This is a genomic window from Sphingomonas endophytica (assembly GCF_014199415.1).
GTDB lineage: Bacteria > Pseudomonadota > Alphaproteobacteria > Sphingomonadales > Sphingomonadaceae > Sphingomonas > Sphingomonas endophytica.
The window spans coordinates 54,037-76,150 of sequence record NZ_JACIJN010000012.1; the positions used below are offsets into that span (position 1 = coordinate 54,037).

Sequence of the window (22,114 nt, forward strand, 5' to 3'; positions counted from 1 at the left end):
CGCTCGCAATGACGGACGACTACTTGACCGGCGCGACCCAGCCCAATGCCAGCGGCGCGGGCGGCGTGCCGATCTTGCGCGCGACGCGGTCGAGGCGCTCGTCATAGCGGATGCGGTCGGCGACGTTGAGATGCGCCTGCTCGTTCACCTCGCGCGGGACGGCCTTTTCGACATGGCGCAGCGTATGGCCGACATCGGCCGCGCGCATCTTGCCGATCGCCTCGCGCTCGCGCTGTTCGGCGGTCGTGGCGCGCAGCGTCGCGACGCGGCGCGCAAACCGCTCCTGCTGGCGGCGGTCGATCCGCCAATGGCCCTTGTAGCGCGCCGCTTCCAGCCCGCTGCCGCGCAACGAGCGATAGAGCGCGTCGCGCGGGATCATCCGCCCCTTCAGCCGCCGCGCCTGCTTGTCGGCGAGCAACGTCGTGTCGACCTCCATGAAGCAGCCCGACAGATGCGCCAGCGCCTGCACGCGCTCGTCCATCCGCTGTTCGGGCAGATCGACGCGCACCTTCTCGCGCGTGCATTCCGCCGCGGCCGGCAGCGCGGCGAGCAGGGCACAGGCCGTGCCCAGCAGGGCGAGCGGACGAACGATCGGCGAGAACATGGACGGTACCCCCGGAGACAAGGACCATGGGTTAGCGCGCGGGCGTCAGCCCGGCAACGCCTCGCCGGCGCGGCGCACGCCCTCCAGCGCGACCCCGAAGACGAGGTGCGAGGCGAGGCCATAAGCGTTCCCCGGCACCTCCGCCTCCGGCCACGGCCCCCAGCCGGCCGCGGGGACCAGCACGTCGTCGAGCAGCAGCATCGTCGTCAGCCCGGTCGGCACGCCCCAGCCCTTCGCCAGATCCGGCCATTGCCGCACCGCCAGCGCATAGCCGCCACCGATCGCTGCTCCCAAAGCGTAATGCATCGCCGCGCCCGCGGCTTCGCGATGCTTCTGCGTGACCGGGCGGCCCTCGACCGCCTTGCTGAGCGTGTCGGCAGCCTTGACGGTGGACGGGTCGTCATTGCCGCCGTCCATCCCGAACGCGGGTGCGGCGAGGTCCTGAAAGCGATCCATGACGAACGAGGCGGCGAGGCCGGCGCCGACGCCGATCAGGGCAGTGGTGAACAACGAACGCATCACGATCTCCCGAGCCATCGCACGCTAAACGCACGATCAGGCCGGGCGACGCATCACCGCCGGCGGAAGGTCGCGCGCGCCAGCCACACGCCCAGCGCGAGCAGCACCAGCGGCGCGAGCCACAGCGGCAGGGTCGCGGCGCGCAGCGGCGGGGCGTAGCTGACGTAATCGCCGTAGCGCGCGATCAGCCACGTCCGCACCGCCTCGGGTGCCTCGCCGCGCGCGATCCGCTGCCGCACCAAAGCGCGCATCTCGCCCGCCATGTCGGCATCCGAGTCGGCGATCGACTGCCCCTGACAGACCACGCAGCGCAGCGTCTCCATCAGCGCGCGTGCCTGTCGCTCCTGATCGGGGTCGCGCAATTGCGTATAGGCGAGCCGTGGCAGCGCGGTCTGCGCAGCGAGCGGCGCGGCGAGCAGCAGCGCCACGATCGCCAGCGCCCTCACTTCGCGTCCGCCAGCGCTTGCAGCAAGTCGGGCACGTCCTCGGCGCGAATGTCGCCGACATGCTGCGCGCGGATCACGCCCTTGCCGTCGACCACGAACGTCTCGGGCACGCCCGACGAGCCGAGCGCGAGCTGGACGCGGCTGTGCGCGTCGGCGCCGACGCGGGCGTAGGGGTCGCCGTTGCGGCGCAGGAAGGCGGAAACGTCGCCGGGCGTATCCTTGATCGCGATCGCGTCGATCGGCACGCCCGCGGCCTTGAGCGTCAGCAATTGCGGGGCCTCGGCGACGCACGGCACGCACCAGCTCGCAAAGACGTTGAGCAGCCGCGGGCTGCCCTGTCGGAAGTCGGCGCTGGCCAGGCCGGGCTTGCCGGGCGCGATCGCGGGCAGGACGAAGTCGGGCAAGGGTCGCCCGACCAGCGCCGAGCGCACCGTGCGGTCGGCGGGCTGCCACAGCCCCCAGGCGATCACCGCGACGATGACGCCGAACGCGCAGAGCGGCAGCCACACCAGCCAGCGCTTCACGCGAACGCCTCCGCGCGCTGCCGCGTCCGCCACAGCCGGTATTGGTGGCCGACCAGCGACAGCGCGCCGCCGACCGCGATCATCGCGCCGCCCAGCCAGATCAAGGTCACGAACGGCTTCCACCACAAGCGCAACTGCCAGCGCCCGTCGTCGCCCAAGGCGCCGAGCACCGTGTAGAGCTGCCCGTTCCACATCGTCGCGATCGCGCTTTCGTTGGTGGTCGTCACCGGCGTGGTGAAGTAGCGGACCTGCGGGCGCAGCACGAAGCGCGCGCCGCGCTCGTCGGTGATCGCCAGCCGCCCCTCGAGCGCGCTCCAATTGTCGCTGACCAGCGGGCGCACGCCCTCGAGCCGGACGGTATAGCCCGCGATCCGCGCCGGATCGCCGACCCCGACCGCGAGCAACGTCTCCTGCGTATAGGCGGTGCTGATCGCCATTCCCGTCAACGACACCGCGATCCCGAGATGCGCGATCACCATCCCCCACAGGTGCAGCGGCGCACGCGCGAGGTTGCGCTTGGCGAGCGGCGCGACGCTCGCCACCGCCAGTCCGGCCGCTAAGGCGACCCCGGCGAGCGGCAGCACGCCGATCGGCCCGCCGAGCAGGAACACGCCGACCCCGGCGAACAACGCCGCGGCGATCGCGGGAAACGCGCGCTGGATCAGCGCCTCGGCCTCGTCACGCCGCCAGCGCAGCAGTGGCCCGACTGCCATCACCGCGACCAGCAGCAGCGCGATCGGCCCGGCGGTGGAATCGAAGAACGGCGGTCCCACCGAGAGCTGGATGTCGAACGCGGCGGCGATGATCGGGTAGAAGGTGCCGATCAGCACGATGCCGAGAATCACGGTCAGCAGCAGGTTGTTGGCGACCAGCGAGCCTTCGCGGCTGAACGGCTCGAACAACTTGCCCTGCCGGACGGTGCCGACGCGTGCGCCGAACAGCGCCAGCGCGCCGCCGATATAGAGCAGCAGCAGCACGAGGATGAACGCGCCGCGTCGCGGATCGACCGCAAAGGCGTGGACGCTGGTGAGGATGCCCGAGCGGACCAGGAAGGTGCCGATCATGCTCATCGAGAAGGCCACGACCGCCAGCATCACCGTCCAAGCGCGCAACCCGTCGCGGGTGGCGAGCACCGTCACCGAGTGGAGCAGCGCGGTCGCGGCGAGCCACGGCATCAGGCTGGCATTCTCGACCGGGTCCCAGAACCACCAGCCGCCCCAGCCGAGCTCGTAATAGGCCCAATAGCTGCCGGCGGTGATGCCGAGCGTCAGGAAGATCCACGCAGCCAGTACCCATGGCCGCATCGCGCGCGCGAACACCGGCCCGACATCGCGGGTGACGAGCGCGCCGACCGCGAAGGAGAAGGCGACCGACAACCCGACATAGCCGGCGTAGAGCGTCGGCGGGTGGAAGGCGAGCCCGGGGTCCTGCAACAGCGGGTTGAGCCCGGCGCCATCGGGCGGCGGCGGGTTGAGCCGCGCGAACGGGTTGGAGGCGAACAGCAGGAAGGCGTAGAAGCCCAGCGCGATCGCCGCCTGTGCGGCGAGCGTCGCGACCAGTGTCGGCTGGGCGAGGCGATGCTCGAACTTCGCGACCGCCGCGCCCGCGACGCCGAGAATCGTCACCCACAACAGCATCGAGCCTTCGTGATTGCCCCACGCACCCGCGAATTTGTAGAGCCACGGCTTCATCGAATGGCTGTTGGCGGCGACCAGCGCGACCGACAGGTCGGTGTCGAGAAACGCGCGGATCAGCGCACCCATCGCGACGGCGGCGAGCGCACCCTGTACGATCGCCACCGCGCGGATCGCGCCGACCGCCTGCGGCATGTCGCGCCGCAGCGCGAGCACGCCGAGCAGCACCTGCAACGCGGCGAGCGCGGCGGCAAGCCACAGCGCAGCGAGCCCGGTTTCGGCGGTCATGCGGGAAAATGCCGTTGAATCACCTGCCCGCCTTACGCCGGTTCGCGGGCGCGCGTCGAGACATTCGCGCCTCTCGTTACGGCGTTCGTCATCCCGGACTTGACCCGGGATCCCGCTTCTTGGTCGGCGGTCGAAACGGGGCGATGCTCCTGCCCGTCATTGCGAGCGCAGCGAAGCAATCCACAGCCGGACCAGACGCCCTGGATTGCTTCGCTGCGCTCGCAACGACGGAAGGGGACGTCCCGGACCGAAGAAGCGGGGCTCCGGATCAAGTCCGGGGCGACGAGATGGGATGGCCCTCTTCGTCGTGCCCGCTTGCGCGGGGATGACGGACCTGGCGTTGCAACGCGCCTCAGATCCGCCGGTGCTTGCCGCCGTAATGCTGCCCGATATAGTCCTTGATCCGCGCCATCTCGGTTGCGGCGGCGCGAGTCGCCTCGGCGCAGCACGGCATCGGATCACGCTCCGCCGCCGAGGCGCGCATCGCGACACGCTCACACAAGGTTTCGACGTCGGCGCGCGACAGCACGTTCTTCTCCCGCAGCACGCACAGCAACGTCTGAAGGATCACCAGGCTTTCTTCGCCTGCACGCGCGTCCGGGGTGACCATGGCCTCGTCCTCTCCGTCGTTTTTCCACGACAGGGTACGCCGATCACCACCGGACGCAAGGGGCCTTATCGATCGGCCGTCACCGGCACCTCGCCTGCCAAACCGCCGCCTAGCGCACGGTACAGCTCGATCAGGTTGTTGGCCTGCGTCAGCCGGGTCGTCACCAGCTGCTGCTGCGCCGAATAGGCGGTACGCTGCGCATCGAGCGAGGTCAGGAACGAATCGACCCCGGCGCGATAGCGCGCGTCGGACAGGCGCGCCGCCACCGACGCCGCATTGGCGCGCGCGCCCTGCGCGGAGAGCTGCTCGCCGATCGTGCCACGCTGCGCAAGCGCATCGGCGACCTCGCGGAACGCGGTCTGGATCGCCTTCTCATAGGTGGCGACCGCCGCCTCGCGCGATGCCTTGGCATAGTCGAGGTTGCCGGCGTTGCGCCCGCCGTCGAACAGCGGCAGCTGCACCGACGGCGCGGCATTGTAGTTGAACGTGCCGCCGCCGAAGAGCCCCGACAGCGCCGAGGAGATCGTCCCGATCGTCGCGGTCAGCGAAATACGCGGGAAGAACGCCGCGCGCGCCGCGCCGATGTTGGCGTTCTGCGCGATCAGCTGATGCTCGGCCTGCAACACGTCGGGGCGGCGCAGCAGCACCGCCGACGACACGTCGCCAGGCAGCGCGTCGCGGGTGAAGGCGACGGTACCCAGCGAATCGGGCAGCTGCTCCGCGGTGACGGTGGTGCCCGCCAGCAGGTTGAGCGCATTCTGGTCACGCGCAACCTGCGCGGTCAGCGTCGCAATGTCGTTGCGCGCCGCCTGATAGTTGGTCTCCGCCTGCCGCGCTTCCAGCTCGGAAGCGACCCCGATCCGGAACTGCGCGCTGGTGAGCCGCACGGTTTCCTCGAAGGTCTTGAGCGTCTCGCGGCTGAGCCGGAGCTGCTCCTGATCGGCGGCGAGTTGCAGCCATGCGCTCGCCACTTCGGCGATCAGGCTGATGCGGGTGCTGCGCTGCGCTTCCTCGGTCGCGAAATATTGCTCGAGCGCGGCGCGGTTGAGGTTGCGGACGCGCCCGAACAGGTCGAGCTCGAACGCCGAGAAGCCGACATTGGCCGAATAGAACTGGATGTTCGACGAGCTTTCGCCGACCGCCCCGCCCGCCGCAGCGCCCGTGCCGCCGCCGGTGCCGCCCGTGCCGGCACCGGTCCCGCCGGAACCGGTACCGGTTCCCGTGCCGGTCCCGGCCGCCGCGCCACCGCCGGCGCCAGCACCGGCGGCGCCGATCGCGCCGAACAGGTTGTTGGTATAGGTCGCCGAGCCGGTGACGCCGGTGGTCGGGACGATCGCCGAGCGCTGGACGCGATATTGTGCGCGCGCCTGAAGCACGTTGGCCGCAGCGACGCGCAAGTCACGGTTGTTGGCGAGCGACGTCTCGATCACCTGCCGCAGCCGCGGGTCGAGGAAGAAGTCGCGCCAGCCGATCTGCGTCACGTCGGGCGCGTCGGTGGCGGCGCGCGGGTACACGCCGCCCTCCGGCAGGGCGAGCGGCACTGCGCCGGTCGGGCGTTCGTATTTGGGTGCCATGTTGCACCCGGCGAGCGCGCTGGTCAGCGCCAGCGCGGCGAGAAACGAACTAGTCTTCACGTCAGGCCCCCTGATGGGCGGTGTCGCCCGTGGGATGATCGTCATGCGCAGGCGCATCGTCGTGCGGCTTCTTGTCATCCTTACCGTGCCCGAACAGGCGCAGCACGACGACGAAGAACATCGGCACGAAGAAGATCGCCAGCACCGTCGCGGACAACATGCCGCCGACCACGGCCCGGCCGATCGCATTCTGGCCACCCGCACCCGCGCCGGTCGACACCGCCAGCGGCATCACACCGAACACGAAGGCGAGGCTGGTCATCAGGATCGGACGCAGCCGCAGCTTGGCCGCCTCCACCGCCGCGTCGAAGGCGCTCATCCCCTCGGCGATCCGCTCTTCGGCGAATTCGACGATCAGGATCGCGTTCTTGGCGGACACGCCGATCGTGGTGATGAGCCCGACCTGCAGGTAGATGTCCTTGTTCAGACCCGTCAGCCACGCCGCCAGCACCGCGCCGATGATGCCGAGCGGCACGACCAGCAGCACCGAGATCGGCACCGACCAGCTTTCGTAAAGCGCGGCGAGGCAGAGGAAGACGATCAGCAGCGACAGCCCGTAGAGCGCCGGCGCCTGCCCGCCCGACAGCCGTTCCTCATAGGACAGGCCGGTCCATTCCAGCGTCGTGCCCGGGGGCAGCTTCGCATGGATCTCCTGCAACGCTTCCATCGCGGCGCCGGTGCTCTGCCCCGGTCCCGGCGAGCCTTGCAGCTGCATCGCCGGCTGCCCGTTGTAGCGGGTCAGCGAGACGGGCGCATTGGCCCATTCGAGCGTCGAGAAGGCAGTGAACGGCGCCATCTGCCCGTTCGCGCCGCGGACGTAGAGTTCCCCGACATCCTCGGGCGACATGCGATACGGCGCGTCGTTCTGGACATAGACGCGCTTCACGCGACCGCGGTCGATGAAGTCGTTGATGTACCCGCCGCCCCAAGCGGTCGCGATCGTCGTGTTGACCGCCGACAGATCGAGGCCGAGCGCGCGCGCCTTGTCCTCGTCGATCTTGACCTTGAGCTGCGGCGCGTCCTCGAGGCTGAGCGGGCGGACCTGTGCCAGCCGCGGATCCTGCGCGGCCATGCCGAGCATCATGTTGCGGATCTGCGTCAGCTTCTCGTGCCCGACGCCGCCGGTATCGACCAGCTGGACGTCGAAGCCGGTGGCATTGCCCAGCTCCTGCACCGCCGGCGGGATCAGCGCGAAGATCAGCCCGTCCTTATATTGCGACAGCGACCCCATCGCGCGGCCGACGATCGCCTGTGCGCGATTGTCGCCGCCCGACCGGTCTTCCCACGGCTTCAGGTTGACGAAGACCAGGCCGGTGTTCTGGCCCTGTCCCGCGAAGCTGAAGCCGTTGATCGTGAAGACGCCCTGGACGTTCTTGCCTTCCTGCTTGAGGAAGTGGTCGCGCGTGATCGCCAGCCCCTTTTCGGTGCGCGCGGTGCTCGCGCCCGCCGGGCCCTGCACCAGCGCGATCACGAACCCCTGATCCTCGTCCGGCAGGAAGCCCGAGGGCAGCCGGATGAAGATCAGCGCCATGCCCGCGACGATCAGCAGATAGACGAACAGCGAGCGCTTCCAGTGGCGCGCGGTGCTCTTCACCCCGCCTTCGTAGCGGTGCTGCGCGCGATCGAACTTGTCGTTGAACCAGCGGAAGAAGCGCGCCAGCGGCCCGTTGCCCTCCTTTTTGTCCGGATCGTGCGGCTTGAGGATCGTCGCGCAGAGCGCCGGCGTCAGGATCAACGCGACCAGCACCGACAGCACCATCGCCGAGACGATCGTGATCGAGAACTGGCGATAGATCACGCCGGTCGACCCGCCGAAGAACGCCATCGGCAGGAACACCGCCGACAGCACGAGGCCGATGCCGACCAGCGCGCTGCTGATCTCGTCCATCGACTTGCGCGCGGCTTCCTTCGGGGAGAGATGCTCGGTGACGATCAGGCGTTCGACGTTCTCGACGACGACGATCGCGTCGTCGACGAGCAGGCCGATCGCCAGCACCATGCCGAACAGCGTCAGCGTGTTGATCGTGTATCCGGCCAGCGCCATCACCGCGAAGGTGCCGAGCAGCACGACCGGCACCGCGATCGTCGGGATCAGCGTCGCACGCCAGTTCTGGAGGAACAGGAACATCACGAGGAAGACGAGCACCACCGCCTCGATCAGCGTGTGGATCACCTGCTCCACCGACAGCCGCACGAACGGCGTGATGTCGTAAGGGTAGATGACCTTCACGTCGGCGGGCAGCGTCTTGCCGATCTCGGCGACGCGCGCCTTGAGCAGGTCGACGGTGTCGAGCGCGTTCGCGCCCGCCGCCAGCCGCACGCCAAAGCCCGAGGCCGGCTTGCCGTTATATTGCACGTCGAAGCCGTAATTCTCGGCGCCGATCTCGATCCGCGCCACGTCGCGCAGCCGGACCACCGAGCCGTCCGTCCCGGTCTTCAGCCGGATGTTGCCGAACTGCTCAGGCGTCTGGAGCCGCGACTGCACCGAGACGGTCGCGTTGAGCATCTGCTCCTTGGGTGCGGGCTGCGCGCCGATCTGACCGGCGGAAACCTGCGCGTTCTGCGCCTGCACCGCCGACGTCACGTCGGCGACGGTCAGCGCGTAATTGTTGAGCTTGAGCGGATCGAGCCAGATGCGCATCGCATATTGCGAGCCGAACACCTGCAATTCGCCGACGCCGTTGATGCGGCTGATCGGGTCCTGGAACTTCGACACGACCATGTCGGCCAGATCGTTGTTGCTGTGCGAGCCGTCGGTGGAAACGAGCCCGACCACCGCGAGGAAGCTGGCCGCCGACTTGGTCACCTGGATGCCCTGCCGCTGCACTTCCTGCGGCAGCAGCGGGGTCGCCGCCTGCAACTTGTTCTGGACCTGCACCTGCGCAATGTCAGGATCGGTGCCCTGTTCGAAGGTCAGCGTGATCGTGACCACGCCCGCCGACGAGGAGGACGATGAGAAATAGCGCAGATTGTCGATGCCGCGCAGCTGCTGCTCGATGATCTGCGTGGTGGTGCGCTCGAGCGTTTCGGCGTCGGCGCCCGGATAGGTGGCGGCGATCGCGACCGCCGGGGGCGCGATCTCGGGGAATTGGGCGATCGGCAGGCTGCGGATCGCGATGATCCCCGCCAGCATGAGTCCCACGGCGATGACCCATGCGAAGATGGGCCGGTCGATGAAAAAGCGCGACATGCGGCGTTACTTTCCCTGGGCCTGCTGGCCCTGACCCTGCTGGCCATTTGCGCCGCCGCCCGGCGCGCCGGGTTGCGCGGGCGCGGCGTTCGGATTGTAGGGCACGGCCTTCACCGGCATGCCCGGACGCAGCATCATCGCGCCCTCCATGACCACCTTGTCGCCCGGGTTGAGCCCGGCGGTGACCAGCCAGTTCTCGCCGATCGTGCGCGGCGCGGTCAGCTGGCGCGGCTGGAGCTTGCCGTCGGCGCCGACGACCAGCGCGGTGGGATTGCCGCGCTCGTCGCGTGTCACCGCGCGCTGCGGCACCAGGATCGCGTTGCTCTTCGTCCCCTCGACCAGCTCGGCACGGACGTACATGCCCGGCAGCAACAGCCCCTTCGGATTCGGGAACAGCGCGCGGATCGTCTGCGTGCCGGTGTTCGGGTCGACGCTGACGTCGGCGAACTGCAGCTTGCCCTCGATCGGATAGACCGAGCCGTCCTCCAGCCGCAGCCGGACCCGCGCCGCGGTGCCGCCGCGCGAAAGATCGCCCGCGGCGATCTGCTGGCGCAGCTTGAGCAGGTCGGCGCTCGACTGCGAAACGTCGACATAGATCGGATCGAGCCGCTGGATCGTGGTCAACGGGTTGGTCTGCGCCGCGCTGACCAGCGCGCCGGTGGTCGTCACCGAGCGGCCGATGCGGCCCGAGATCGGCGCGCGGATCGTGGTGCGCGCGAGATCGATCTGCGCCGAACGCAGGGCCGCCTGCTGCGCGGCGACATCCGCCTGCGCCTGCGCGGCGGTGGTGACGGCATTCTCATAGTCCTGCCGCGCGATCGCATTGATCTTGACCAGTTCGCCGTAGCGGCGCTGGAGCGCGGCGCTCGACGCGATCGCGGCGCGCGCCCGCGCCACGGCGGCGCGCGCACTGGCGACCTGCGCCTGATAGGGCTGCGAGTCGATGCGGTAGAGCGGCTGGCCCGCGCGGACGAGGTCGCCCTCGGTAAAGAGTCGCGCGGTGACGAGGCCGTTGACCTGCGGCCGCACTTCCGACGTTTCGAAGGCGGTCGTCCGCCCCGGCAACGTCGAAGTCAGCGTCACCGACTGCGGCTGCAGGGCCAGCACGCTCACTTGCGGCGGCCCGGCCTGCGCCTGCTGCTGTTGCTGCTTTTCCGCGTCGTTCCCGCCGCCGCACGCCGCGAGCGGCACCAGCATCATCGCGGCGACCGCGAACCCCGTTTTCGGCCCCATTTTCGGCATGGACATCTCTTATGAAGTGTGTGAGTGATCGCTCACTCACGAATGCTGCTACTGCGAACAGGTGGCACCGTCAAGCTGGGAAGAAGATGGTCGGCGTAAATTGATGCAGCGGTGTAACCAAGGATGTCCCGAACCCGACGCTGTCTTCCCCCGCGACCGGACCGGGAAAGCAAACGCGCGTCGTGCAAAAATTGTTCAGGCGGCCCGGGAACTTTTTGCGGAACACGGCTTCCACGCCACCAGTATGGCGAAACTGTCGGAACGATCGGGGGTGCTGGTCGGCCAGATCTATCGCGACTTCGCCAACAAGGAGGCGATTGTCGCCGCGCTGGTCGAACATGACCTCGACGAGTTTCTGGCCGGTGACGAACTGTGTGCGGCACGCTGTACGGCCGACCGGACGATGGTGCGCGACTGGATCGCGCGCTTCATCGCGTGCAACGACCTCAACGACACGCGACTGATCGCCGAGATCATGGCGGAGGCGAACCGCAACCAGCGGATCGCCGAGATCTTCGACGCGATGGACGACCGGCTGCGCGGACAATTGGTACGCGCGCTGAAGATCATCGTGCCGGCCGCGCCGGACGAGGCGCGGCTGGCGCGGCTCGGCGAGTCGATCCTCATCATGGCGGGCGGCATGTGCCAGCGCCGGCTGATGAACGCGCGCTGCACCGACCCGGACGTGCTCAAGCTGTTGATGGACTTCATCGACAGCGAGATCGCCGCGATCGAGCGCGACCAGGGCTGACCGGCCCGACCCGCGACCATGACCCGCATTGCGACGCGCCGTCGACCGCTTATGAAGAACTCGAACAAAGCGGGGACATGACGCGGTGGCGACGGCGATGAAGCTGGCCGATCTGGCAGCGATGGCAGGGGTTTCGACGGCGACCGTGTCGCGCGCGCTGTCGGGACATCCGTCGGTCAGCAAGACCACGCAGGAACGGATCCGCGCGCTGGCACGCGAACATGGCGTGCGTCCCAACCAGCTCGCGCGCAACCTGCGGCTGCGCAGCACCGGTGCGATCGCGCTCGCGATGCCGCTGGGCCATGCGCGGACGCAGCATCTAACCGATCCGTTCTTTCTCAGCCTGCTCGGCTTTCTCGCCGACCTGCTGGTCGATCGCGGCTATGACATCCTGCTGTCGCGCGTGCTGCCGGAGAACGACGAATGGCTCGACCGGCTGGTCGATTCGGGGCGGGTCGATGGCGTGCTGCTGGTCGGCCAGTCCGATCAATATGACACGATCGAGCGCGTCGCCGCGCGTTATGCGCCGCTGGTCGTCTGGGGCGTCAACCGGCCGGGGCAACGGCATCTGACGATCGGCTCCGACAATATCCGCGGCGGGGGGATCGCGGCGACGCATCTGCTCGGGCTCGGGCGGCAGCGGCTGCTGTTCCTCGGCGACCCTGCGCCCCCAGAATTCGCCGAACGGCTGGCGGGGTTTCGCGACGCGGCGGGCGCGACCGCGGTCGAAGTGCTGTCGTGCGAGATGGACCCGGACGCGGTCCATGCCGCGGTGCGCGCGCGCCTTGCGGCGGGCACCGCGCCCGACGCGATCTTCGCCGCCTCCGATGTCGCGGCGATGAGCGCGTTGCGCGCGCTGACCGAGGCCGGGCTCGACGTCCCCGGCGACGTGGCGGTGATCGGCTATGACGACGTGACGCTCGCCGCGCATACCTCGCCGCCGCTGACGACGATCCGCCAGGATCTGGTGACCGGCACGCGGCTGATGGTCGAGACCCTGCTGCGGCGGATCGCCGGCGAGACCGCGACGAGCGCGATCGTCCCGCCGGAGCTGATCGTGCGCGCCTCCGCCTGAGCACGGCCGCGCGCCTTGCAAACGATTGCAGAGCTGCTATGTCCTTGGGATGCCTCATAGGGGCGGCACGGAGGGGAGCGGCGCGCGATGACGGTTGAGCGGCGGCTGGAGGCGATCGGACCGCGGCTGCATCGCCAGCTCGGGCGGCTGTATCCCGAGCACGACCAACAGGCCTTGCGGCAGCAGGTCGAGACGCTGCTCCGCGAACGTGCCGCCGAACGCCCGGCCGCGCTGCAGGCGCTTGATGCCGCACGGCGCGCCGATCCCGACTGGTTCGTCCGCCCCGACATGCTTGGCTATTCGACCTATGTCGATCGCTTTGGGGGAACGGTCGCCGGGCTTGCCGCGCATGTCGATCACCTCGCGGCGCTCGGCGTCCGCTATCTCCACGTCCTCGCGCTGCTCAAGGCGCGCGCGGGCGACAGCGACGGCGGGTTCGCGGTCGCGGACTATCTCGCCATCGAACCGCGGCTCGGCACGATGGCGGATGTCGAGCGGTTGGCCGAGCGGCTGCGCGCGGCGCGGATCAGCCTGTGCGTTGACCTCGCGCTCAACCACACCGCCGACGATCACGCCTGGGCCAAGGCGGCGCGTGCCGGCGATCCTTTCTACCGCGCCTTCTACATGGTGGTCGACGATGCGGAGGCGGCGGAGCGCAACGCCGAGCTGCCGCAGGTCTTCCCGACCACTGCGCCCGGCAATTTCACCCATGTGCCGGAGATGGGCGGCAATGTCTGGACGACCTTCTATCCCTTCCAATGGGATCTGAACTGGCGCAACCCGCAGGTGTTCGTCGCGATCCTCGACGCCGCGCTGCGGCTCGCCAATCATGGCATCGAGGCGTTCCGGCTCGACAGCACCGCCTTTCTCTGGAAACAGCCGGGCACCGACTGCCGCAACCTGCCACAGGCGCATCATATCGTCCGCGGCTTGCGCGCCGCGCTCGACATCGTCGCGCCTGCGACCCTGCTCAAGGCGGAGGCGATCGTCCCGACCGCGTTCGTCCCGCCCTATTTCGGGATGGACGAGGGCGACGGGTTCGAGCCCGAATGCCATCTGGTCTACAACAACTCGCTGATGGTCGCGGGCTGGGTCGCGCTGGCCGAGCAGTCCGCACAACTCCCTGCGGTGATCGTCGCGGCCAGCGGCGGGCTGCCGTCGGGCGCGAACTGGCTGAGCTATGCGCGCTGCCACGACGATATCGGCTGGGGCGCGGTGCTGGGTGATTTGCGTGCGATCGACGCGGAACCCGAGGCGCGGCTGCGCGCCGCCGCCGCCTTCCTGCACGGCACGGGCGACAGCTGGGCGCGCGGGGTCCCGTTCCAGTCCGATGGCGCGGCGCTCCACGGCACCAACGGCACGCTCGCCTCGCTCGCCGGGCTAGAAGCGGCGCAGGACGATGCGGCGCGCGAGATGGCGTTGCGGCGCATCACTTTGCTCAACGCGCTGTCGATCGCGAGTGGCGGGCTTGCCACCACGTACATGGGGGACGAAGCCGGGCTGCTGAACGATTACGATTATGCCGGCGATCCCGAGCTGGCGCATGAAGGACGCTGGATCCACCGCCCGGCGATGGATTGGTGGGCGCTGGAGACGCCGGCGGCGCTGCGGATCAGCGGCGACCTTACCGCGCTGCGCGATGCGCGGATCGCGAGCGGCGGGGCGGGTGCGCCGACGCCGACCGCGACCGGGGATGCGGCGCTGCTGGGCATTGCGTGCGGGCGCGACCGGGTGTTCCTCAACTTTGGTGATCGCGAGGTGGCGGTGCCGGAGGCGGGGCGCGATCGGTTGAGCGGCGCGGTGGTCGAGGCGGTGCCGGCGTGGGGGGTGGTATGGCTGGAGGCTGGGGCATGATGCCCGGCGATCCGTCATTCCCGCGCAGGCGGGGATCCAGACGCGCGACGGTCGCGCCTCTTGCGGTGAGGTCGGAGGTTCTGGATCCCTGCCTTCGCGGGAATGACGGGAGGGCCGTGGCGGGCATCCCGCGCTTTTCCACAGTCGCCCGCCCCTCTTCGACAGGCGCCATGGGATGACCAGGCCGCGGCTGTCGCTGGCGCGGATCGTCGAGATGAACCTCGGCTTCCTCGGCCTGCAATTCTCGTTCGGGCTGCAACAGGCCAATATGGCGCCGATCTACGGCTATCTCGGCGCTGACGAGGCCAGCCTTCCCTTGCTGTGGCTGGCGGGCCCGGTGACCGGACTGCTCGTCCAGCCGCTGATCGGCGCGATGAGCGACCGGACCGATACGCGGCTCGGGCGGCGCACGCCCTATTTCCTGATCGGCGCATTGCTGTGCAGCCTGTGCCTGTTCGCGATGCCGTACAGCCGCGCCTTGTGGATCGCGGCCAGCCTGCTCTGGATCCTCGACGCCGCCAACAACGTGACGATGGAGCCGTATCGCGCCTATGTCGGCGACCGGCTGGCGGAGGATCAGCGCGCGACCGGGTTCCTGACGCAATCGGCGTTCACCGGGCTGGCGCAGACCTTGTCGTATCTCGCGCCGTCGCTGCTGGTGTGGATCGGGTTCGACAAGGATGCGGTCGACGCCAACGGCATCCCCGACATCACGCGCATCGCGTTCCTGGTCGGGGCGGTGCTGTCGCTGTCGACGATCCTGTGGTCGGTGTGGCGCGTGCCGGAACTGCCCTTGCCGCCGGAGGAGCAGGCGCGGCTGGCCGCGGAGCCGCTGACGCTGCGCGCGACACTCGCCGATCTGAAGTCCGCACTGGTCGAGATGCCGAAGCCGATGCGGCAGCTCGCGCTGGCGATGCTGTGCCAATGGTACGCGATGTTCGCCTATTGGCAGTTCATCACCTTCGCGCTGGCGCGGTCGCTGCACGGCACCGTCGAGACCGGCAGCACCGCGTTCCGCGACACCGTGCTGACGGTCGGGCAGTTGGGCGCGTTCTACAATGCGGTCGCGTTCGTCGCGGCGCTGGCGTTGATGCCGCTGGCGAGGCGGTACGGGGCGAAGGCGGTCCATGCCTGCTGCCTCGCCGCCTCGGGCGCGGCGATGCTGGCGATCCCGGCGCTGCCGTCGGAGGGGTGGCTGTTCGTCGCCATGATCGGGATCGGGATCGGCTGGGCGGGGATGATGGGCAATCCGTACATCATGCTGACCGGCATGATCCCGCCGGCGCGCAACGGCGTCTATATGGGCATCTTCAACATGTTCATCGTCATTCCCATGATGATCGAAAGCCTGTCGATCCCGCTGTTCTACCGCAGCCTGCTCGGCGGCGACGCGCGCGGGGTGATCGTGCTCGGCGGGGTGCTGATGCTGGTCGGCGCGGTCGCGACGGTGATGGTCGGGCGGGGAAAGCAGGAGCAGGTGGCCATGTAGCTCGTCATCGCGAGCGCTGCGAAGCAATCCAGGGCGTCCTGGTCGGTCACTGGATTGCTTCGCAGCGCTCGCAATGACGAACACCGCTCATTCCGCATCCGGCTGTCGCTCCGGCGCGGCGTCGGCGAAGGCCGGCAGTGCGAGGCACGCTACTTCGACCGCCAGCAAGCGCGGCCACGCCAGCTCGACCCCGAACCGCCGCGCGTTAAACAACTGCGGAACGAGGCACAGATCGGCGAGCGTCACCCGCGCGCCGAAGCAATACGGTCCTTCTTCCTCCCCGATCAGCGCGTCGCAGGCCGCGAGCCCGGCGGCGATCGTGTCGCGCGCCCAATCGTTGACCGCCGCCTCGTCCAGCCCGGCGGCGCGCAACCGCTGCAACACGCGCAGGTTCTGCACCGGATGGGTGTCGCACGCGATCACCTGCGCGAACGCCCGCACCTGCGCACGCGCGACCGGATCGCCGGGGAGCAGCGGCGGCGTGGGGATGCTCTCATCGAGATATTCGCAGATCGCGAGGCTCTGCGTCAGCACCGCGCCGTCCCATTCGAGCGCCGGCACCAGCCCCTGCGGGTTGAGCCGCAGATAATCGGGCGCACGCTGTTCGCCGTGGCGCAGATGGTGGAAGGCGTCGCGCCACGCCACCTGCTTGAGGTTGAGCGCGATTCGCACGCGCCAGGCAGCGGTTGAACGGAAATAGCCGTGGAGCACCGGCCGGTCGGCTGTCGCGGTCATCCTTCCTCCCCTGATCTCGGGGCAGTCTACGCGGACCGCGTCAGTTGCGCAGCAACGGAATGATCCCCTTGCGCCGCCCCGCTCCATCCGCCGCCGCGCGCAGCGCTGCCGCCTCCATCGCCAGCCGCTGCGCCTCGCCGAGCGACAGCGCCTCGCGTGCCTTCGCCTCCAGCGCCGTCGCCCGCTCGCGGGCGATCGTGCGGTGATCCGACCACCAACTGCGCAAGCGACGCCACAGGATCGACGCGACGGATCGGGCGGGGGAAGAAGCGCTCATCTTTCCCCCAACGCGCGACGGCGTTATCGGTGGCGTGCCAACACCTCCGAAATGGCGGAGTATACGCGGTCGAGATCGTCGTCGCCGATGCAATAGGGCGGCATGACGTAGAGCGTGTCGCCGAGCGGGCGCAGCAGCACGTCGCGCTCGCGGAACGCCACCATCAGCCTTGGCGCGCGGTCGGAGAGATACCCCTCGCCCGCACCGATCTCGAACGCCGCGATCGTTCCCAGCACCCGCGGATTGCGGATGCCGTCGACCGTCGCCAGCCGCGCCGCCTGCGCCGCGCCGAGCCGCGCGACCCGCGCCAGCACCGGCTCCTCGCGCCAGATCGCGAGGTTGGCGGCGGCGGCGGCGCAGGCGATCGGGTTGGCGGTGTAGCTCGACGAGTGGAAGAACATCTTCGCGCGATCGGTCGACCAATGCGCTTCGAAGATCGGCTCGCTCGCCATCGTCACCGCCAGCGGCAGCGCGCCCCCGGTCAGCCCTTTGGACAGGCACAGGATGTCGGGCTCCACGCCCGCCTGCTCGCACGCCAGCAACGTGCCGGTGCGGCCCCAGCCGGTCATCACCTCGTCGGCGATGAACAGCACGCCGTGCCGTGCGCAAATGTCGCGCATCCGGCGCAGCACGTCGGCCGAGTAGAACAGCATCCCACCCGCGCCGAGCACCAGCGGCTCGACGATGAACGCCGCCGCGCCCGCCGCACAGGCGCGGTCGAGCGCGTCGAATGTCGCCTGCTCCGCGCCCGCCGCCGGGAACGGGATCGTCTCAACATCGAACAGCAGCGGCGCATAGGCGCGGTTGAACACCCCGCGCTGCCCGACCGACATCGCGCCGATCGTGTCGCCGTGATAGCCATGCTCCATGACGAGGATGCGGTGGCGCGCGTCACCCCGCGCCAGCCAGTACCCCAGCGCCATCTTCAGCGCGACCTCGACGCTGGTCGATCCCGAATCGGAGAAGAACACCCGCGTCAGCGACGCCGGCATAATCGCGCGCAGCCCGGCGGCGACCTCCTCGGCGGGCTCATGCGTCCAGCCGGCGAAGATCATCTGGTCGAGCCGCCCGGCCTGCACGCGGATCGCGGCGGCGATCCTGGGGTGCGCATGGCCGTGCGTCGTCACCCACCATGACGAGATCGCATCGATCACGCGCCGCCCGTCGGTGGTGTGCAGCACCGCGCCCTCGCCGCGCACGACGCACGGGATCGGCTCCTGAAGCCCGTGCTGGGTGAAGGGATGCCAGACCGAACTCACCGGAAATCCTCGACGTCGAACTGCGCGGCGAAGGCGGCGGCGAGCGTCGCCGCGTTCAGGTCGGCAAGGCGCGGTAGTCGCCCGAGCCGGCGCACCTTCCCGATCGACGCGATCATCGCCTCGCTGTCCTCGACGGCGTCGCCGATGAACGCGACCCCCAGCAGCGGCACGCCGCGCGCGCGCAACGCCTCGATCGACAACAGGCTGTGGTTGATCGTCCCCAACGCAGTGCGCGCGACCAGCACCACCGGCTGCCCCCATGCCGCGGCCTGATCGGCGAACGACCAGTCGCGGGTCAGCGGCACCAGCACCCCGCCCGCACCCTCGACGACCAGCGGCCCGTCGCCGGCAGGCAGCGTGAGCCGCGCGCGTTCGATCGTCACGCCGTCGATCTCGGCGGCGCGGTGCGGCGAACACGGCGTGTTCAGCCGATACGCCTCACGCACCACCCGCCCCGGGTCGACGCCGAGCTGCACGACGCTCCTCGCATCGCTGCCGTCGGCAAGCCCGGCCTGCACCGGCTTCCAGTAGCGCGCGCCGAGCGCGACGGTCAGCGCGGCGGCGAACACCGTCTTGCCGACATCGGTGTCGGTCCCGGTGACGACGATCGTCCCGCTCATGGCAGTACCTCCCTCAACACATCCGCCAGCGCGGCGATCTCGGCTTCGGTGACGTGGAGCGTCAGCGCGATCCGCAGCCGCGCGGTGCCCGCCGGCACGGTCGGCGGGCGGATGCCGCGCACGTCGAACCCGGCGTTCTGCACCGCCGACGCGACGCGCATCGTCTCGCGGTCGTCGCCGATCACCAGCGGCACGATCTGCGATTCGACGCGCGCGCCGAGCGGGGCGAGGTGGCGCCGCGCCGCCGCGACCAGCGCGTGGAGCTGCGCGCGCCGTTCCGGCTCGTCGGCGACGCTGCGAAGGCTCTCGCGCGCCACCGCGGCGCTTAGCGGCGACGGCGCGGTCGAGAAGATGAACGGCCGCGCGCGCGCCACCAGAAAGTCGCGGATAAGCGCCGGCCCGCACAACACCGCGCCCTCACAGCCCAGCGCCTTGCCGAAGGTGTTGAGCGTCACGAGGTTGGCGCGCCCGTGCCACGCCTCCGCCACGCCGCGCCCGCCCGCGCCCCACACGCCGGTGGCGTGCGCCTCGTCGACGACCAGCATCGCGTCGTGCCGGTCCGCGACCGCCAGATAGGCGGCGACGTCGGTCAGGTCGCCGTCCATGCTGTAGAGACTCTCGATCGCGATCCACGGCGTGCCCGTGCCGCCGCCCGCGCGCCACGCCGCGATCGCATCGTCGGCGGCCTGCGCGTCGCCATGCGCGGCGGCGACGCAGGTCGCGCGCCCGAGCCGCATCCCGTCGTGCATGCTGGCATGGACCAGCGCGTCGTACACGATCAGGTCGCCGGACTGCGGCACCGACGACAGCAACGCGGTGTTCGCGGCATAGCCGGAGCCGAACGACAGCGCCTCCGCGCCGAAGAACGCCGCCGCCTCCGCCTCCAGCGCCTCATGCTCGGCGTCGTTGCCGCGCAACAGCCGCGACCCGCCCGAACCGAGCGCGATGCCGCGCGCCAGCGCCGCCTGCGCCGCCGCCACCAGCCGTGGCGCGGTCGACAGCGCGAGATAATCGTTCGACGACAGATCGACGCCGTGCCGCGGCGCCAGCGTGCGCAGGCGTCCGGCATCGGCGAGCGCGGAGAGATGGGCGCGTTGGGCGACAAGCTGCATCGCCGCTCCTATGCCGTCGCGGGTGCCGCTTGGCCAGTATCCGTGCCACCGATCGCGGCGCTCGGGCGTTGGCAGCGCTCGATCGACGGATGCAGAGGGAGCTGACCGATGGACCGTAACACCAAGCTCGCGCTGGGCGGCGCGGCGGTCGCCGCCGGTGCGGTTGCGTGGCTGGCGGCGCGCGAACGCAACAGCGACGCCCCCGCCAGCTACCCGCCGCTCGACGTGCTCAAACCGTTCGGCAAGCACGTGTGGATCGTCGACAGCGGGCCGATGATCGCCTCCGGCCTGTCGCTGCCGATCCGCATGACGGTGCTGCGGCTGCCCGACCGCTCGCTGATGCTGCATTCCCCGACGCGCTTCACCCCGGCGCTGGCGGCGGCGCTCGCGGAGCTGGGCGTGGTGCGGCATCTGATCGCGCCGAACATCGCGCACTGGACGCGGCTGCCGGCGTGGCAGCGCGCCTATCCCAAGGCATTGTTGTGGGCCGCGCCGGGGCTCGGCGAGCGCGGGCAGGTGCAGCGCAGCGGGTTGAGGATCGACCGCGAACTGGGCGCGGTGCCGCCGCCCGAATGGGCCGAGGCGGTCGACCAGGGCCTGATCGCGGGCGCGGCGGGGTTCAACGAAGTGTGGTTCCACCACCGTGCCTCGCGTACTTTGGTCCTCACCGACGTCGTCCAGCATATGGAGCCCGAGCGACTGCCGCCGGTCACCGCCTTCATCGCGCGGCTGAGCGGCGGGGCATGGGGGACGACGCCGCGTTATCTGCGCCCGGTGCTGCGCTTCGGCGGGCGCGATCTGCGCGCGGCGGTGGCGACCTTGGTCGCGCTCGCCCCCGAGCGGGTGGTGTTCGCGCACGGACGGCCGTTCACCGAGGACGCCGCCGGGCAATTGCGCCGCGCGCTCGCCTGGGCTGAATAGGCGCGCCTTGCTCCTGCCGCGCGCATCCGCCTAAGCTGCGGCATGACAGCGGGAGGCATGGTGGAGAGAAGCGAGCGGCGCGGGCCGGCGCATGTGACGATCGCGCACGATTTAGGCGTCGCGATCGTCACTGGGCGGCATCCGGCCAGCGTCACGCTGCCCGGCGAGCTGGAGCTGGCCGAACAGTTCGGCGTCTCGCGCAGCGTGATCCGCGAATCGCTGCGGATGCTCAGTGCCAAGGGGCTGGTCGAGAGCCGGCCCAAGGCGGGGACGCGGGTCCGCGACCGCGCGTATTGGAATTTGCTCGATCCCGACATGCTGGCATGGATGTTCGAAGGCGCACCGTCGCTCGACTTCGTGCGCAGCCTGTTCCAGCTCCGCCTGATCGTCGAGCCCGCCGCCGCCGAGCTGGCCGCGCTCCAGCGCAGCGCTGCCGAGCTGTCGCGGATGGGGCATGCGCTGGAGATCATGGCCGCGCACGGGCTGCGCACGCAGGAAGGGCAAAGCGCCGACCAGCGCTTCCACGCGACGATCCTGCAGGCGACGCGCAACGAGCTGCTGGTGAGCCTGTCGAGCAGCATCGCCGCCGCGGTGCGCTGGACGACGTTCTTCAAATACCGGACGCCCGCGCATTATCAGGACCCGATCCCGCTCCACCGCGCCTTGTTCGAGGCGATCGCCAACGGCGATGGCCCGGGCGCGCGTGTGGTGACCGAGCGGCTGATCGGGCAGGCACAGCGCGATACCGAGGTCGCGCTGGCGGCCTGACGGCGGGCGCGAGGCGTCGCCGCGGCAAGCGTCGCGGTCGAACCCAAAGAGCGGCCTCGCGGGGTTGCCCGCCTGTTGCCGCCGCTGGGCGTGGCTGACCTTCCCGAGCGCCCGTCTGCGAGCGTCCCGTACTTCGACAGGCTCAGCACGAACGATATGGGAGATGCCCCCTCCCCTTGTCCATCACCCCGGCAAGGCCGGGCTCAGTTGGGGGACGCTGATGCCGCATCTTTCCCCGTTCGTGCTGAGCCTGTCGAAGCACGCGCCATATGCGAGCCATCGGCTTGTCGGAGTCTGGCCGGAAGACGAGCACGCGTGAGACCCGCGCTTCGACAAGCGCGGCCTGAACGGCGTGGGAGCACTCCTCTCCCCCTCGTCGCCCCGGACTTGATCCGGGGCCCTGCTTCTTCTCCCCGTCGCCGGGTAAAGCGGGGGCCCGGGTCAAGCCCGAAGCGAAAGGTCAATGATTGTCGCGCGGCAGCCCCATCGTCTGCGCGATGCGCTGGTACTTCTCGGCACCCTCGAGGATCGCGCCGGTGCTCATCTGCCCGACCACGGCGCG

The 22,114-nt window shown here is 69.8% G+C and carries 20 protein-coding genes; 6 read left to right on the plus strand and 14 right to left on the minus strand.

Annotated elements, in window-relative coordinates; all coding sequences use genetic code 11:
- Positions 1–19 precede the first annotated feature (19 nt).
- The 9 genes from FHS97_RS15895 to FHS97_RS15935 form a co-directional block, all read right to left on the minus strand.
- Positions 20–604 carry an STN domain-containing protein gene (locus FHS97_RS15895; RefSeq protein ID WP_184040307.1) on the minus strand — a complete coding sequence of 195 codons (585 nt, stop codon included), beginning with the start codon at positions 602–604 and terminating at the stop codon, positions 20–22.
- A gap of 45 nt (positions 605–649) precedes the next feature.
- Positions 650–1,123: a DUF1440 domain-containing protein gene (locus FHS97_RS15900; protein ID WP_246346723.1), complete on the minus strand. Its 474-nt coding sequence runs from the start codon at positions 1,121–1,123 to the stop codon at positions 650–652.
- A gap of 53 nt (positions 1,124–1,176) precedes the next feature.
- Positions 1,177–1,569, minus strand: coding sequence for a cytochrome c-type biogenesis protein (locus FHS97_RS15905; protein WP_184040313.1), 393 nt, complete (start codon positions 1,567–1,569; stop codon positions 1,177–1,179).
- The gene (locus FHS97_RS15910) at positions 1,566–2,093 is read right to left on the minus strand and encodes a DsbE family thiol:disulfide interchange protein (RefSeq protein WP_184040316.1); all 528 of its coding nucleotides are present in this window, start codon (positions 2,091–2,093) and stop codon (positions 1,566–1,568) included. Before FHS97_RS15910 ends, FHS97_RS15905 begins: the two co-directional genes overlap by 4 nt.
- Positions 2,090–4,015, minus strand: coding sequence for a heme lyase CcmF/NrfE family subunit (locus FHS97_RS15915; RefSeq protein WP_184040319.1), 1,926 nt, complete (start codon positions 4,013–4,015; stop codon positions 2,090–2,092). The genes FHS97_RS15910 and FHS97_RS15915 overlap by 4 nt, the downstream gene beginning before the upstream one ends.
- 352 nt (positions 4,016–4,367) lie before the next feature.
- Positions 4,368–4,586 (minus strand): hypothetical protein, encoded by a 219-nt coding sequence (locus FHS97_RS15920; protein ID WP_311770353.1) that lies wholly within the window; start codon positions 4,584–4,586, stop codon positions 4,368–4,370.
- A 104-nt stretch (positions 4,587–4,690) separates the two neighbouring features.
- Positions 4,691–6,199, minus strand: a complete 1,509-nt coding sequence (locus tag FHS97_RS15925; RefSeq protein WP_184040363.1) for an efflux transporter outer membrane subunit — start codon at positions 6,197–6,199, stop codon at positions 4,691–4,693.
- A 61-nt stretch (positions 6,200–6,260) separates the two neighbouring features.
- Complete coding sequence (locus tag FHS97_RS15930; protein ID WP_184040324.1) at positions 6,261–9,449, minus strand: efflux RND transporter permease subunit; 3,189 nt, start codon at positions 9,447–9,449, stop codon at positions 6,261–6,263.
- A gap of 6 nt (positions 9,450–9,455) precedes the next feature.
- Complete coding sequence (locus FHS97_RS15935; RefSeq protein WP_344689055.1) at positions 9,456–10,682, minus strand: efflux RND transporter periplasmic adaptor subunit; 1,227 nt, start codon at positions 10,680–10,682, stop codon at positions 9,456–9,458.
- Between the two features lie 112 nt (positions 10,683–10,794).
- Here FHS97_RS15935 and FHS97_RS15940 point away from each other — a divergent pair, with 112 nt between their 5' ends.
- The 4 genes from FHS97_RS15940 to FHS97_RS15955 all read left to right on the plus strand — a co-directional run bounded on the left by FHS97_RS15940 (position 10,795) and on the right by FHS97_RS15955 (position 15,860).
- Positions 10,795–11,442 carry a TetR/AcrR family transcriptional regulator gene (locus FHS97_RS15940; protein ID WP_184040331.1) on the plus strand — a complete coding sequence of 216 codons (648 nt, stop codon included), beginning with the start codon at positions 10,795–10,797 and terminating at the stop codon, positions 11,440–11,442.
- Between the two features lie 97 nt (positions 11,443–11,539).
- The gene (locus tag FHS97_RS15945; RefSeq protein WP_184040333.1) at positions 11,540–12,517 is read left to right on the plus strand and encodes a substrate-binding domain-containing protein; all 978 of its coding nucleotides are present in this window, start codon (positions 11,540–11,542) and stop codon (positions 12,515–12,517) included.
- A gap of 87 nt (positions 12,518–12,604) precedes the next feature.
- The gene (locus tag FHS97_RS15950; RefSeq protein ID WP_184040335.1) at positions 12,605–14,371 is read left to right on the plus strand and encodes an alpha-amylase family glycosyl hydrolase; all 1,767 of its coding nucleotides are present in this window, start codon (positions 12,605–12,607) and stop codon (positions 14,369–14,371) included.
- 175 nt (positions 14,372–14,546) lie between these two features.
- Positions 14,547–15,860: an MFS transporter gene (locus tag FHS97_RS15955; protein WP_184040337.1), complete on the plus strand. Its 1,314-nt coding sequence runs from the start codon at positions 14,547–14,549 to the stop codon at positions 15,858–15,860.
- Between the two features lie 87 nt (positions 15,861–15,947).
- Here the strand turns inward: FHS97_RS15955 and maiA are convergent, their stop codons facing one another.
- Genes maiA through FHS97_RS15980 form a run of 5 tightly spaced genes read right to left on the minus strand, consistent with a single transcriptional unit; the run spans position 15,948 to position 19,863 of the window.
- Positions 15,948–16,595, minus strand: coding sequence for a maleylacetoacetate isomerase (maiA, locus tag FHS97_RS15960; RefSeq protein WP_184040339.1), 648 nt, complete (start codon positions 16,593–16,595; stop codon positions 15,948–15,950).
- 40 nt (positions 16,596–16,635) lie between these two features.
- Positions 16,636–16,872: a hypothetical protein gene (locus FHS97_RS15965; protein WP_184040341.1), complete on the minus strand. Its 237-nt coding sequence runs from the start codon at positions 16,870–16,872 to the stop codon at positions 16,636–16,638.
- Between the two features lie 23 nt (positions 16,873–16,895).
- Complete coding sequence (locus tag FHS97_RS15970; RefSeq protein ID WP_184040343.1) at positions 16,896–18,131, minus strand: adenosylmethionine--8-amino-7-oxononanoate transaminase; 1,236 nt, start codon at positions 18,129–18,131, stop codon at positions 16,896–16,898.
- Entirely contained in the window at positions 18,128–18,751 is a 624-nt protein-coding gene (gene bioD / locus FHS97_RS17575) for a dethiobiotin synthase (RefSeq protein WP_184040345.1), read from the minus strand. The genes FHS97_RS15970 and bioD overlap by 4 nt, the downstream gene beginning before the upstream one ends.
- Positions 18,748–19,863, minus strand: coding sequence for an 8-amino-7-oxononanoate synthase (locus FHS97_RS15980; RefSeq protein ID WP_184040347.1), 1,116 nt, complete (start codon positions 19,861–19,863; stop codon positions 18,748–18,750). Before FHS97_RS15980 ends, bioD begins: the two co-directional genes overlap by 4 nt.
- A 108-nt stretch (positions 19,864–19,971) precedes the next feature.
- Here FHS97_RS15980 and FHS97_RS15985 point away from each other — a divergent pair, with 108 nt between their 5' ends.
- Positions 19,972–20,784, plus strand: a complete 813-nt coding sequence (locus tag FHS97_RS15985) for a DUF4336 domain-containing protein (RefSeq protein WP_184040350.1) — start codon at positions 19,972–19,974, stop codon at positions 20,782–20,784.
- 42 nt (positions 20,785–20,826) lie between these two features.
- Positions 20,827–21,552 carry a FadR/GntR family transcriptional regulator gene (locus tag FHS97_RS15990; protein ID WP_246346725.1) on the plus strand — a complete coding sequence of 242 codons (726 nt, stop codon included), beginning with the start codon at positions 20,827–20,829 and terminating at the stop codon, positions 21,550–21,552.
- Positions 21,553–22,114 lie beyond the last annotated feature (562 nt).

Coding starts and splice junctions, on each gene's coding strand:
- FHS97_RS15895 (WP_184040307.1), bottom strand. CDS start 604: ATGTTCTCGCCGATCGTTCGTCCGCTCGCCCTGCTGGGCACGGCCTGT.
- FHS97_RS15900 (WP_246346723.1), bottom strand. CDS start 1,123: ATGCGTTCGTTGTTCACCACTGCCCTGATCGGCGTCGGCGCCGGCCTC.
- FHS97_RS15915 (WP_184040319.1), bottom strand. CDS start 4,015: ATGACCGCCGAAACCGGGCTCGCTGCGCTGTGGCTTGCCGCCGCGCTC.
- FHS97_RS15925 (WP_184040363.1), bottom strand. CDS start 6,199: ATGGCACCCAAATACGAACGCCCGACCGGCGCAGTGCCGCTCGCCCTG.
- FHS97_RS15930 (WP_184040324.1), bottom strand. CDS start 9,449: ATGTCGCGCTTTTTCATCGACCGGCCCATCTTCGCATGGGTCATCGCC.
- FHS97_RS15935 (WP_344689055.1), bottom strand. CDS start 10,682: ATGGGGCCGAAAACGGGGTTCGCGGTCGCCGCGATGATGCTGGTGCCG.
- FHS97_RS15940 (WP_184040331.1), top strand. CDS start 10,795: ATGCAGCGGTGTAACCAAGGATGTCCCGAACCCGACGCTGTCTTCCCC.
- FHS97_RS15945 (WP_184040333.1), top strand. CDS start 11,540: ATGAAGCTGGCCGATCTGGCAGCGATGGCAGGGGTTTCGACGGCGACC.
- FHS97_RS15950 (WP_184040335.1), top strand. CDS start 12,605: ATGACGGTTGAGCGGCGGCTGGAGGCGATCGGACCGCGGCTGCATCGC.
- FHS97_RS15955 (WP_184040337.1), top strand. CDS start 14,547: ATGACCAGGCCGCGGCTGTCGCTGGCGCGGATCGTCGAGATGAACCTC.
- maiA (WP_184040339.1), bottom strand. CDS start 16,595: ATGACCGCGACAGCCGACCGGCCGGTGCTCCACGGCTATTTCCGTTCA.
- FHS97_RS15965 (WP_184040341.1), bottom strand. CDS start 16,872: ATGAGCGCTTCTTCCCCCGCCCGATCCGTCGCGTCGATCCTGTGGCGT.
- bioD (WP_184040345.1), bottom strand. CDS start 18,751: ATGAGCGGGACGATCGTCGTCACCGGGACCGACACCGATGTCGGCAAG.
- FHS97_RS15980 (WP_184040347.1), bottom strand. CDS start 19,863: ATGCAGCTTGTCGCCCAACGCGCCCATCTCTCCGCGCTCGCCGATGCC.
- FHS97_RS15985 (WP_184040350.1), top strand. CDS start 19,972: ATGGACCGTAACACCAAGCTCGCGCTGGGCGGCGCGGCGGTCGCCGCC.
- FHS97_RS15990 (WP_246346725.1), top strand. CDS start 20,827: ATGACAGCGGGAGGCATGGTGGAGAGAAGCGAGCGGCGCGGGCCGGCG.